The 12572-nt window shown below is 61.9% G+C and carries 8 protein-coding genes; 5 read left to right on the forward strand and 3 right to left on the reverse strand.

All coding sequences use genetic code 11. From position 1 onward, the window contains the following. The first annotated feature begins 3 nt into the window (after positions 1-3). From GR168_RS03830 to GR168_RS03840, 3 genes are read left to right on the forward strand one after another with little or no spacing between them, the layout of a single operon-like run. Positions 4-1170 carry a DUF6361 family protein gene (locus tag GR168_RS03830; RefSeq protein WP_159370068.1) on the forward strand — a complete coding sequence of 389 codons (1167 nt, stop codon included), beginning with the start codon at positions 4-6 and terminating at the stop codon, positions 1168-1170. A gap of 28 nt (positions 1171-1198) precedes the next feature. Beyond that, positions 1199-2938, forward strand: coding sequence for a phospholipase D family protein (locus GR168_RS03835; RefSeq protein ID WP_238995015.1), 1740 nt, complete (start codon positions 1199-1201; stop codon positions 2936-2938). After that, on the forward strand, positions 2931-6170 hold the full coding sequence (locus GR168_RS03840; RefSeq protein ID WP_159370070.1) for a helicase C-terminal domain-containing protein: 3240 nt from the start codon (positions 2931-2933) through the stop codon (positions 6168-6170). Before GR168_RS03835 ends, GR168_RS03840 begins: the two co-directional genes overlap by 8 nt. A 763-nt stretch (positions 6171-6933) precedes the next feature. Here the strand turns inward: GR168_RS03840 and GR168_RS03845 are convergent. Then, positions 6934-8078, reverse strand: a protein-coding gene (locus GR168_RS03845; protein WP_159370071.1) for an IS3 family transposase whose coding sequence is annotated in 2 segments (ribosomal slippage) — positions 6934-7811 and positions 7811-8078 — 1146 coding nt in all. Because the reading frame shifts where the segments join, the coding sequence is not laid out codon by codon here. Positions 8079-8178: 100 nt separating this feature from the next. On the opposite strand from GR168_RS03845, the gene GR168_RS03850 reads away from it, so the two are divergent. Beyond that, positions 8179-9252 (forward strand): BREX system Lon protease-like protein BrxL, encoded by a 1074-nt coding sequence (locus GR168_RS03850; protein WP_159370072.1) that lies wholly within the window; start codon positions 8179-8181, stop codon positions 9250-9252. Between the two features lie 100 nt (positions 9253-9352). Here the strand turns inward: GR168_RS03850 and GR168_RS03855 are convergent, their stop codons facing one another. Beyond that, positions 9353-11176, reverse strand: a complete 1824-nt coding sequence (locus GR168_RS03855; protein ID WP_203235891.1) for a hypothetical protein — start codon at positions 11174-11176, stop codon at positions 9353-9355. Positions 11177-11255: 79 nt separating this feature from the next. Next, positions 11256-11648, reverse strand: a complete 393-nt coding sequence (locus tag GR168_RS03860) for a hypothetical protein (RefSeq protein WP_238995016.1) — start codon at positions 11646-11648, stop codon at positions 11256-11258. 470 nt (positions 11649-12118) lie between these two features. Between GR168_RS03860 and GR168_RS03865 the strand changes: the two genes are divergently transcribed. After that, complete coding sequence (locus GR168_RS03865; RefSeq protein WP_004020640.1) at positions 12119-12544, forward strand: HIT family protein; 426 nt, start codon at positions 12119-12121, stop codon at positions 12542-12544. The last annotated feature ends 28 nt before the right edge of the window (positions 12545-12572 follow it).

Below are 12572 nucleotides of genomic sequence, written 5' to 3' on the forward strand. Positions count from 1 at the left end.
ACCATGCCGATCGTCGACGGGAGATGTTCTGTGTCGAGTCTCGCCTGGTTAGACACCTCGCAAGAGGACGAGCGTCGCATGCGCGAGCTCGTGAAGATGTTCAGCGACACCAGCACGCTGGATGACCTGGGCATCGGACAGGTGCGCGACGGACTCGCCGACCTCATGTTCCCCGGCACCTCGACAATCCACGCACGACCCCGCTACTTCCTGATCATCCCGTGGATCTTTCAGCGCGCAGCCGCTAAACACAGCGGCACATTGGTCACCTCGAAGGCAAACGACGAGGAACGCCGCCTGATCGAGGTCTTGCGATCACCAACTCCGGTGCGCGGAATGATCGGCGCGCGAGCCGGCAAGGCCGTGCGGAACCTGCCATCGAGCATCTACTGGTCCGCGCTCCATCGCTACCGGATTCTGGTCGATCCGAAGGCTCTCACCTGGAACGTCGGAGTGCCGCCGCCTGACAGTTTCCCGGCAGAACTCGACGACGGCCTCGACCTCAAATACGACGAAGCCGAATGGCTGCGCGAGCGAATCATTGTCGCCGCGCCCGGGACCTACCTCGCACACCTTCTCTCCGACGGGCTCGACACAGATCCGGCAGATGCACAGATCCCGTGGGCCCATCCGGCGCTCGCTACCGCCTCCACTGATCTCAGGGCAGTCGTCGAACATGCACGGTTGTTCTCGCTAGCGATCAACGGCGCCGCTCTCACCTACAACCTGCTGCTCGCGGAAAAACACGACACGCTCAGTAGCGCCGACGACGGTCTCGCCGACCATTATGAGGAGCTTCTCTCGGAATGGGCCGACGACATCGTCGGTAACCGAACTGAAGTGGCCAACTGGGACACAGACGCGTTCTGGTCCACGGTCGGGCGAGGCCGAACCGGTCCTGTCGCGCCAGCGACCCGCATCTTCGTCGACGACTGGATTGCGCGGGTACGTAACGCAGATCCGCACACAATGTCGAACGATCCAGGTGTTCGACGGATGATCAGTGAGCGTGAACGCAAGAACAAGGGCGAGAACTCGCGGCTCGGCAGCGACCGCCAGATCAAGAACTGGGGTGGATCGTCGGGCTCGGCGCGCCTGAACTTCCGGTGGCCGGTGGTGCAGACGCTGCTCGACGACGTTCGGGAGGGGCTTGCCAGTGCTCCCTCCTGACAGTCGCACCACACTCCTCGCTCAGCTCGTGCCGCCGCCGGGCAGCACGCTGGAACACCTCGTAGCCACAACGTTCACCCTCGACCTGGAGAGCGCACTGCTGCCGAGTCTCGCGCTCGCCGGCAGCGCGAACGTCGAAGCAGCGGATCGTGTCGAGACGGTCGCGGCGATCCGGGCGAGTGCCAATCGAATCGACATCTTCCACCAGGCCGGACAAGTCGCGGTACCGCGGGACCGCTCACCACTCTTCTCGCTGCTGGAGAAGTCGGTTCACGGCATCGCGCATCCGCGCGGTCTGTTTCATCCGAAACTGTGGCTTGGACTCTACAACACGGAGTCCGGCGAACAGTTCGTTCGGCTGATCGTGATGAGTCGCAACCTGACGAAAGATCGATCGTGGGATGTCGCGCTGACGCTGGACGGGTGGATCACGACGGCCCTCAGCGCATCGAACCGTCCACTCGTCGATCTTCTTCGTTACCTGCCAGCGGCGGCGGTGAGCAGTCCCGACCAACCCCGGGTAGAGCGGATCAATACCCTCACCGAGGCCATCCGTTATGCCGAATGGGAGCTTCCACCAGGGGTGAGCGATCTCAACTTCCATATCTACGGGCTTGTCGGGAAACCTCAGCCCAAACCTGACTTCTCGGGTTACCGTCATCTGCTCGTCTCGCCGTTTCTGCAAGACGAAGGGCTCGAACACCTTTCCAGCGAAGCGCGCGGCCCGCTGACCGTGGTGTCGCGTCAAGAGTCGCTGAACTCCCTTACCGAGGAGTGGGCCGAGTGGGTGTCGGACGCCTACGTTCTTAGCCCCACAGCCGGCATACCCGCTGACACGGAGGAGAATCCGGCCAGCTCCACACTGTTCACCGGCCTGCACGCAAAGCTGTATGTGATCGAGCGAGCTCGTATGGCTCATCTCTTCATCGGTTCGGCGAATGCAACGAGCGCAGCCTTCAACGTAAATGTGGAGATACTTGTCGAACTCACCGGACAGGTAAAGACGTACGGCGCAGGAGCATTGCTCGACAGCAACGGCGGATTCGGATCAATTCTCGAGGCAGCTGAGATCGTGCCGGACACGAGCACCGAGGACGATCCGCGGTTGGCTCTCGACTCGGTTGTGCGGAGTCTGGCGGCGGTGCCGCTCACCGCTCAGATGACGCTCACCGACGAAGACACGGCGTCGCTTTGTGTGACCAGCAATGATGCTCTGAGCTACCCGGGTTCTGAAGTGGTGGTGAGAGTTTCACTCCTGACCGACCCGTCAACCGCGAGCGAGCTCGCAATGGGGTCGAAGGTCGACGTCGAGTTTGTCGATCTGTGTCTGAACGACGTCACCGCCTTCATGGTGCTCAGCGCCGAAGATTCCTCGGGCAGGATCAGTGCGACCGTGGTCAAAGCGGATCTACTGGGAGACGTACCGCGTCGGCTCAACGAGATCGTCACCAACGAGATCACGAATCCCGATCAGTTCCGTCGACTCCTAGCGCTGCTGCTGGCGTTCGGAACTCCCTTTGACGAGAAGCCCAGCCCCAAGAACGGCTCTGGTTCGGCAGGCGGGTGGAATCACGTCGACCAGGGAATGTTCGAGCAGATGCTCAAGGCATCGGTCGCCGAGCCAGAAGTCCTCGGGCATCTGTCCGGCGTCGTTGCGTCGATCATCGACAGAGGCGACCCACATCAAGTTCTTCCAGAAGGATTCGAGCATTTGTGGAAAGCCATAGTCGAAGCTACTGAGCTCGAGGGTGTGGTTTCCGGTGAGTGAGGGCAGATTCAGCGCTGAGCCGTACCTCGCGGAACTACGCGATTTTCAACGGTTCACGGTCGATCAAGTTGTCGATGTGCTGTATCGCAAGAAGACTGGCACCCGCTACCTCGTCGCTGATGAAACAGGACTCGGCAAGAGCATCGTGGCTCGAGGCGTCATTGCGGCCGCCATCGAAGACCTTCAAGACGATCCGACAGTCGATCGGATCGATATCGTCTACATATGCTCCAACGCCGACGTCGCCCGTCAGAACGTGAAGCGACTCGACATCCTGGGCACCAAGATCGACTTGTCCAACCGGCTAACCCTGTTGGCCGCTGCTACGCAGCAGCTCAAGACCCCCGTCTCGCCGGTCGGGAAGCCGGTGAATCTGGTGTCGCTCACCCCGCAGAAGGCCTTCCCGGCCAAGGGGTGGCGCACCGGGACCGCCGATGAACGCGCACTCCTCTACCTGATCCTGCGTGACCACCTGCAGCTGGAACGATCCAGAGCTACCGCAGGATTTAGGATTCTGCGTGGTTCGATGAATTGGCGACGCTTCGCCGAGCACGTGGCGTGGTACGAGCGGAAGCTTCCGCTGAATGTCGATGGAAATCCCGAACTCGACGCCGACGTCGTGGCTCAGTTTTTGTTGCTCATCGAGCAACCTTCCGAGAACAGCGAGTCACTACTCGACGCGTTCACAGATCTTATTGACCGGACGGTGGGGCGTGACGACCCTCCGGGCGGATATGCGGAGGCCGCGGATGTGGTCATGGCGCTGCGACGCACACTTGCACGTGCGGGCGTCGACGCACTGGAGCCCGATCTGGTGATCCTTGACGAGTTTCAGCGGTTCACAGACCTTCTGGCCGACGACCTCCCAGTCAGCGAGCTTGCGCAGGAGATGTTCAATTATCCGGCTGCTCGGGTGCTGCTCCTTTCGGCGACGCCGTACAAGCCGTTCGACATCGAGGACACAGCCGATCCGGAGTCTACGACGACCAGTGCATCGGGGTCGCACCGCGACCAATTCATGGGGACGCTGGACTTCCTGACGAAGGGCCGTACAGAGCCCGGTGAAGGCACGCGCGGTATCGCCAAGCTCCTTAGCGAGTTTCGCGAGACGATCACCCGCGGCCACGATCCCACCGAACTTCGCGATCGACTACGTTCCGAGCTTCTGACGGTGATGTGCCGAACAGAACGCCCATCCGCCGTGAAGACGAACATGGTGAAAGAGCGGCGGATGCACGCCTCGGCTGTGACTGGTGACGACGTTAAGCAGTTCATAGGACTGAGCGAACTCGCCCATCTTGTCGGCACTCATCTGCCGATGGATGTGTGGAAGTCCGTACCCGCGCTCGTGCATTTTATGGATGCCTATCAACTCGGCCGGTTCGTTCACCGCGATTCCGAAGACGCCGACGTCCGAAGTCTGCTTTCCGAGCTGCAGCGCCTCGATCCGCGAGCTGTGGATCGATACGACGAATTGCCACAGCAGAACTCACGACTGCAGACACTGATTGAACAGACCACGGGAGTGAACTGGCAGCAGATGCTGTGGATGCCGCCGTCGCAGCCCTACATCACCCCGCAAGGCCCCTACGCGAGCTTTCAGGCTCAAACGATGACGAAGAAGTTGGTGTTCTCGCAGTGGTCGGCAACACCGACCTCCGTTGCGTCTTTGCTGAGCCACGATGCGAGCCGCCGGATAGCGACAACAGACACTGCTGCGCCACGCAAAGTTCGGGCCAGTAAAGAGAATGTGTCGCAGCGTTTGCAGTTTCGACGTCGCGGAGGCGACCTCTCTGCGATGACGTCCTTCCTGATCTTCTTCCCGCTCCCTGCTTTAGCCGACGATGCCGATCCGCTGGCATACGCTGCTGCTGCTGGTGGTTCGGTGGGGCGTGAGCAGTCGGAGTCACAACTGGCTGCGAGGCTGCGTGAGCGACTCCCTCTGCGCGCGCAAGTGTCAGGCAATGCCGAAGCTGCTGCCGCACTATGGAGGTGGCCGCTGGCGATGGCGGACGAGATCCTCGACGACGTTCTCTCCGCGGATACAGAACTGACGCCGGCTGCAGCTATGGCCGGCCAGGTACGCGACCTCGATGACCCGGACGCCCCCGACCACGCCGAGCAGACGACGGCGCTGACCGAGTACGTCGTCGAAGCCGCAGCAGTGCATCGCGGCGGCGGAGACGTTGCGTTCTCGGTGATGCCGGAGAATCTGCTGGAACGGACAGCCCAACTCGCGCTGCACTCGCCGGCCAATTGTGCGTGGCGAGCACTGGGACGACTCTCAGGCGACACCTCGCAGGTGACGCTCGCCGGTCGCTGGCGTGCCGCCGCCGTCCTCGCGTCGGGGCTGCGGACGCTGTTCAACCGCTGGGAGTCGTCGCTGATCCTCGACGAGCTGTATCAGGATGAGTCGCCGTACTGGCAGAAGGTGTTGCGCTACTGCGCCGACGGCAACTTGCAAGCCGTGCTCGACGAGTACCTGTTTCACCTTGCCGCAGTAGAGGGGGAGGGTGGAATGACCAACGAGTCGTTGGTGACCTTCGCCCTGCACGCGACCCAGCCGTTGAAACTCAGCACCGCGATCTACAAGGGGCGAGACCCGCTCGGTGGCGAAGACATCGACTTCCGTTGCCGATTCGCCATGCGCTTCGGTGACAGCAAGCAGGATGACCAATCCGTTCGTTCGACGGACATCCGAGAAGCTTTCAATTCACCGTTCTGGCCGTTCGTGCTCGTGTCGACGAGCGTCGGCCAAGAAGGTATCGACTTTCACCCGTGGTGCCACAACCTTGTGCACTGGAATGTTCCGAGTAGTCCGGTCGACTTCGAGCAACGCGACGGACGCGTCAATCGCTTTCGCGGACATGCAGTTCGACGGAACATCGCCCACAAGCACGGTGCGGAGATGCTCCGATCACCAAACCCGTGGCGCGAGGCCTACCGCTTGGCCGGCGCCGACACGCCGCATCCGGACGTCCCCGGACTTGCCCCAGACTGGGTCTACCCCGGACCGCACAAGGTATACCGCGACGTCCTTCCGTACCAGCTGAGTACCGACGAGGCACGGATCGAGCGTGTCAAGAAACGCGTCGCCTACTACCGGTTGGCGTTCGGACAAGCACGGCAGGAAGACCTGATCTCGGTCGTCGCGGGGGCTGGGGTTTCGCCGGATGACGCAGCAGGCTGGCGGATCGATTTGCGGCCTGGCAGATCAAATGGGAGCGGATAGAAGTGGACATGCAGGCTGAAGAGTTGCACCCGATGCCGGCTTTACGAGTCCGAGGGATGAACTCGCCGAGTTCATCGCGACGCAAGAGGGCAGAATCGGGGACGTCTACAACCTCACGCGGGAAGGGCTGGACGCTAGGGGAATAGCGGATCGGCTAAATGTCGACAGTCAGGCTTCGTTTACCACTACCAGGCTCATATTGAGGCGGCTCTGGATGAGGAAGGTTCCCAGCGCACCGGCAACTCTGAGAGCATCCGCCTCGGCGTTGAATGGACTGCTCAAGCGGAGTAGGGGCGATCTTTCTCCTTCTGCCCTCCAACTCTTGAACACGAATCGCGCGAGGTTCTGCATGCGCGTGATCGACTTGATCCAGGGCTCGAGGCCCAGGCCGACGCTGAGGTCGTAGTCGAAGTGCAGACGGCGCCTGGCCTTGCGCGGAGTTACGGGTATCTATGCCTTCTCCTATGGATGGTATTTGGAGAGTCCGGTCGACCCCGAGGGTGAGAACACATTAATCAAAGTCGGGCGAGCTCAAGACGTGGTCGGACGAATCGAGCAGCGCCGCAGCGGAGCGCGTGCACATATCCCAGAGCCACTGATCACAATTCGCGTCTATGCAACGGACGGCCGCGACGCTACTGCCGTGGAACACACGTTGCAGGGCTTGCTACAAACCGCCGTCACTCGAATCCTCGACGCGAGCCTGGCAGGTCCCCGATAGCCGGTCCAGGCAGTTCTAGAGCCAGTTTCTTCTAGCTGTCGGTCAGTCGATCTCGCAGCCCACAGGGTGGTGCTGGTGGGTGCATCGGGCAGCGTACTCGGCCGGGGTCTGGTAGCCCAGCGCCGAGTGGCGGTGCCGGTGGTTGTGGTCGTCTTTGAAATCGTCGATCACCACGCGAGCTTCGAGCAGGGTGGGCCAGCAGTTGCGGTTCAGGCACTCGTCGCGAAGCCGGTTGTTGAACGATTCGATGAACCCGTTGTTCCACGGCGTGCCGGGCGGAATATAGGAGATGCCTACCGACCCTGCACAGAACGCCTGGAGCGCCTCTGAGATGAACTCAGGGCCGTTGTCCATGCGTAGCACCATGGGTGGGCCACCCCAGATCGCGAAGGTCTTCTCCAATTCCTCGACCAACCGGTCGGCGGTGATCGAGCGATCCACGATGTTGAGCAACGACATCCGGGTGTGTTCATCGACCATTGATGCGATCTTGACCTTCTTGCCATCCACGGTCGAGTCAAACTGAAAGTCCAATGCCCACACCACCTTCGGCGCATCCGCCGCCACGATCGGCACTGACGATTGCCCGGCTCGTTTGCGCCGCGGCGCCCGGCGCACCTGCAGGCCCTCCTCCGTCCACAGCCGATGCACCTTCTTCTTGTTCACCTCGATACCGTCGTCGAACCGCAGGTGCGCCCACGCCCGCCGGAACCCGTGTCGCGGGTGCTTGCGGGCGTAGGTGCGTAGCTGTGCACGCATACCAGCGTCCGGGTCGGCCGGTGTCTGAGCCAACGGCAGACGCCGGTAGGTAGACCGTGAAAGCCCAACAACCCTGCACACCATACGTTCTGACATGTTCTTCACGTCTTTGAGCATGTCGATCGCGGCGCGTTTGGCGGTCGGGCTCAGAATTTTCCCTTGGCGATCTCCCGCAGCGCGTCTTTCTCCAACTCGGCGTCGGCGAGCAGCCGCTTGAGCCGGCCGTTCTGCTCGCGTAGCTCCTTGAGTTCCTTGGCGGCATCAGCGTCCATACCGCCGTACTGGCGGCGCCAGTTGTACAAGGTGGCCGCCGACACCTCGAGGTCGGCGGCGATCTCCTCGCCGTTCTTGCCCTCGGCCGCCAGTTCATCGGCTCGGCGCAACTTGCGCACGATGTCCTCAGCCGAGTGGCGCTTCCGTCCCGCCATGATCCCTATCGTCCCTTCTCCGCCCTCAACAGGGCAATCAGGACTCTAGAACCACCCGGACCGGTTCACGGGGGACACGCCATCTCGGCCCGTTCCCACCATGCTCGCCCACTCCGATCTGTTCGAGGTGCTGCCCGCGTCGTATTACGACGCCGCCTACCTCGACCGGCTGCACTGCTATCTCCCCGGCTGGGAAGTCGAGATCATCCGGCGTGAACTGTTCACCGACGGCTACGGATTCGTCGTCGACTACCTCGCCGAGGCGCTGCGCCACCTGCGCACCCAGGACTTCTCCGATGCCTACGCTCCCGACTTCGTGCTGTCCGAGGAGATCTCGACCCGCGACCGTGACGGCGTGCGAAAGACGTTCTCCGGCCTCATGAAACTGATCCACCCGCACCGCGGCGCTACCGGGGACGAAGTCGAGGAACTGCTGCGGTTCGCGATGGAAGGCCGTAAGCGCGTCAAGGACCAGATCCTGCGTATCGACCGAACCATGGACCCAGTCCGCTTCGGGTACAAGGACTCCTCCGGGAGCTGGCACTCGGTGACCACCCAGGAGGAACTGGACTTCCCGCACCTGTACCACCGCACCACCGAGGAAAGCGGCGAAGCGGAGAGTGACGGGGCACCTACGCCCAGCACGACGACGTTCTCTCCTGCGCCGCCGGGCCCGGTTGCGCCGCTCCGGACCGGCGCACTCGACATCCCCGAGAATGCAATGGGGTACTCCTTCGAAGGACTGCTGATTCCGCACCTACGGGGTGCGAAGAAGATCGAAATCGTCGACCCGTACATTCGTGCGCCACATCAGCTCCGAAACCTCTACGAGCTCCTCGTCGAGATCATCGCGGCCAAGCCGGCAGAAGAGACCGTCGCGGTGCACGTCCGTACTGCTCAGGAGACCGAACGGGACGACTGGAAGAAGGCGCAGCTCATCGGCCTGTCCGACATCATGGACGCCGTCGAGGAAGGCGGAATCGAGTTCACCTGCGATTTCGAGAACGGACTGCACGATCGGCAGATAACGACAGATAACGGATGGCGCATTCAACTTGGCCGTGGGCTCGATATATTCCAGCCATTTGTAAAAAGAAACAACTTCGATTTGCGGATGAAGCGTCAGGATCAGCGACGTACGCGTTCGTTCACAGTTACCTACCTAAAGACTTAGCGGGCCGCCGCACGTAGCCGTAGGCCATATCCAGCAGGGTTGCCACTAGCAGGTGAGTCAAGCCAGTCGCTCGCACGCATTTGGTCCATCACCGAGCCTCCTACTTGAAGTCCTCTCCGGGGTCAGTCGCGGCTCTATGCGAAGACTGCTCAACTTCCATGGCTGCCGCGGCAAGGTCGCGCGGGCTGAGCTCGTTGGCGAGCATGAAGCCCATGAGCTTCTCGATTATCGCCAGCGATGCCTCTAGTCGCTGGACGGAAGCGGACTTGAAGTCACTGAACGCCGTGAGCCGGTTGAGCTCAGCGCCGATCTCAGCCTCTGCGGCGGTGAGTCGGTACCAAAGAGTCTCGTCGAACGGCTCCCCGATCGAGTTGAGCGCGTGAGCTACTGCCACGTGAATGGCGACACTCGTCGGGTCGGTCATCAGTGGTTGAGCTCCACCGCGCGCGGTGGCCGCCAGAGTTGTTACCATCGCCCCGGTCGATGCAAGACCCCCCAGCATGGCCAGACCACCGACCATTCCGCCCGGTCCGAACGCAGCTAGTCCACCGACAATCGCCGCCGCACCTGCCGCCCCGGCCGCACCCGCCATGGCGACACCGATGGGGCCCGCCGCCAAGAGCGCGATGCCCGCCGCTGCTGCGAACACGCGGGTCTTTGTTCCGAAGACACTCCGTTTGCCTGCGACGACGTCAGTGACGTCACGAACAGCGCTGGCCACTTTCTTGCCTGTCTTGCTTGGATATCCAAGATCCATGAGAAGACGGGTCAATGCGTCGATTCGTGCATCCCCTGCGTCGATCTCATAAGGGTCGAGCACATTGGTGAACGAGACGACCACTGCCTGGCTCACTGCATCCGGAAGGTCCCAGCGCCTCGGTAGCGTGGGGAGACGGCCTTGAACTAGTTCAGCCAATTCGGTAGGGAGAGGGCTGCCTTCAGCCTTGGCCTCTATCGTGTCTGCGAAGTTGTCCTGGAGCACAGCCAGCGCGTCCTCGTAGCGGTCGCGGGTCTTTTCATCCTCGAGGAGTCCAGCGACGATATGGGCGTACTTGAGCGCGAGTAGTGACGATGCGTCGGCGTCGTCAAGTCTGAGGGCTATGCCACCTCCGCTTGGAACAATCCTCGCGGAGGGGTACTTGATGTCCGCTATCACGCTCGCGACGGCAGGATGCTTGAGGTATAGGTGCGCGGAATGCTCCCTCGCACCATTGATTCCGAAGTCTTGAGCGCCATTGAAGATGCCGGTGAGTCCGCGACCGGCGGTCACCGGGTCGTAACAGTCGAGAAAGTTGGACCAGTCGTCAACCCGAGCGTACGGAAAGCGCTGCAGAATGCGATCACTGCCGGCGTGCAAAGACGGTGAGCCGGCCGGGCTACCGATCGTGATGAAACGTCGCACCTGAAGTTTGGGATGGAGATGATCGAGAAGGTCGATCGCGATCACGCTACCCAGGCTGTGGCCGATGAGGATTACCTCGCCGGTGGCAGGAATGTCGTCCAAGATGTTGGACAGCACCGCGGCGCGGACGTCCTCGTCGGTCATGTAGCCCTTGACCTGTTTGAGCACATCAACCATTGCCGATGAGATGCCGATCTGCTGGAGTCGGTTGATCACCGGTCCCGGGAAGCGGCCAAAACCGAAGGTCTGGACAGCGCCGGTCTTACCGAGCATTCGCTGGACCTTGGCCTGCCGCCGTTCGAATGCGCGCCGTTCGTCGTGATCGTCTTTGACCTTGTATGTCTTACCCGGATGCTTGCACTTGACTCCACGTGCATTCAGGATGCCCGAGTATCGAGGCGCGATCACATCGGAGTCTTCGATCGGAGCCGCTCCAATGCCGGCAAGCCCCCTGTTGAGCCCAGCCAGCCATGAGCGCTCGGGATCTCCGTTGCCAACCCCGTGGAGATAGACGATCTTCACTGTGTATCCCTCCCTGACATGCCTCGCTGTAATCTAGTGCGCGCCGGGTAGTCCCGAATACCCCGAAGGACTTGTGGTCTCAAGAGGTGGGACGGTCATGCGTGATCGGCGGCGCACCGAGGCAGCCGGACTGATAGTCGAAGTTCTGGATTGTTGCGCTGTTGTAGCCCTGATCTGAGAGCGCGCGGCCGATGAGTCGCGAGGCGGCGCAGTACCGGCCGAGGTGAGCGTTGAGCGCTCTGGTCACCTGCACCGCGGTCCGGTAACCGGCGGCGTACTCGATTGCGCGGTCATGCGACATCCGGTTCATCGTCAGATCGCGATAGGCGTACTCCGCGACCTCGACATCGCTACTCGCGTCGGTCACCGATCCGTTCAGCTCGCGAGGCGGCACCGCGCCCGCAGTGCCGGCTCCGACAGACAGCACAGCCGCTACCGCCAGTCCTGCGATCCATCGTCGTTTGATCATCATGTGCCGGCTCCTGAAAGGTGGACCTGTACGAACCGGATGATCTTTACATGCCGCTGTGACACTCTTCGGCGTCATCGTGTCCTCTGATCAGACGAAAGTATGCATCCGACGACGAGCGGGTCTTCCATGTGCATTCGGGATATCTGCGGGTTTGGCAGTGCGCTACCACCGGAGGCGGAAAGTCGCCGAAGCGGATCAACTCGGTCGGGCACGCTCGTGCGTCTGTTGCGCGTTCGTAGAGTTCGTCGAGCGTGACCCATGATGGACGCGGGCGGGTGCGATGGTCACAAAGGTGGTGCTGCCGAACTTGGAGGTCGCAGACCATTCGTAGGCCGGACTGCCCGCGCTGGGAGGAGTGCCCACACTGGGTCCACGCCACAGACACTGGTAGCGGAATCTGCCCAATTCACTACACCATTCACCATTCACGACATGAGATGGGCGTTGAAGCGCCAGGCTAGACTCGGCCCATGGCATCGGTCTTCAGCATGATCATCAATGGCGATCTCCCGGGTCGATTCGTCTGGAAGGACGGCGAGGCGGTCGCGTTCCTCACGATCGAACCGGTCACGCCCGGTCACGTCCTGGTGGTTCCCCGCGCCGAGGTCGACCACTGGGAGCAGATGGACACCGCCGCGTTCGCGCACCTGAGCGCCGTCGCGCAGAACGTGGGTCGCGCGGTGAAGGACGCCTTCGACGCGCCGCGGATGGGCCTGCTCATCGCCGGCCTCGAAGTCCCGCACGTGCACGTCCACGTGTTCCCGGCGCTCTCGATGCAGACCTTCGACCTCGCGAACGCGAACAAGAACGCCCGCCCCGAGGACCTCGACGCCGCGGCCGAGAAGATCCGCGCCAGCCTCCGGTCGCTCGGGTACGGCGAGTACGTCGCCGATTGACCCGACCGTCCGGCAAACCCACCACTTT

Source organism: Gordonia sp. JH63 (genome assembly GCF_009856645.1).
GTDB lineage: Bacteria > Actinomycetota > Actinomycetes > Mycobacteriales > Mycobacteriaceae > Gordonia > Gordonia hongkongensis.

What these genes read in the sequence shown, in the direction of transcription:
- GR168_RS03830 (WP_159370068.1), top strand. Translation starts at nt 4, where the DNA reads ATGCCGATCGTCGACGGGAGATGTTCTGTGTCGAGTCTCGCCTGGTTA.
- GR168_RS03865 (WP_004020640.1), top strand. Translation starts at nt 12,119, where the DNA reads ATGGCATCGGTCTTCAGCATGATCATCAATGGCGATCTCCCGGGTCGA.
- GR168_RS03860 (WP_238995016.1), bottom strand. Translation starts at nt 11,648, where the DNA reads ATGATGATCAAACGACGATGGATCGCAGGACTGGCGGTAGCGGCTGTG.
- GR168_RS03850 (WP_159370072.1), top strand. Translation starts at nt 8,179, where the DNA reads ATGCTCGCCCACTCCGATCTGTTCGAGGTGCTGCCCGCGTCGTATTAC.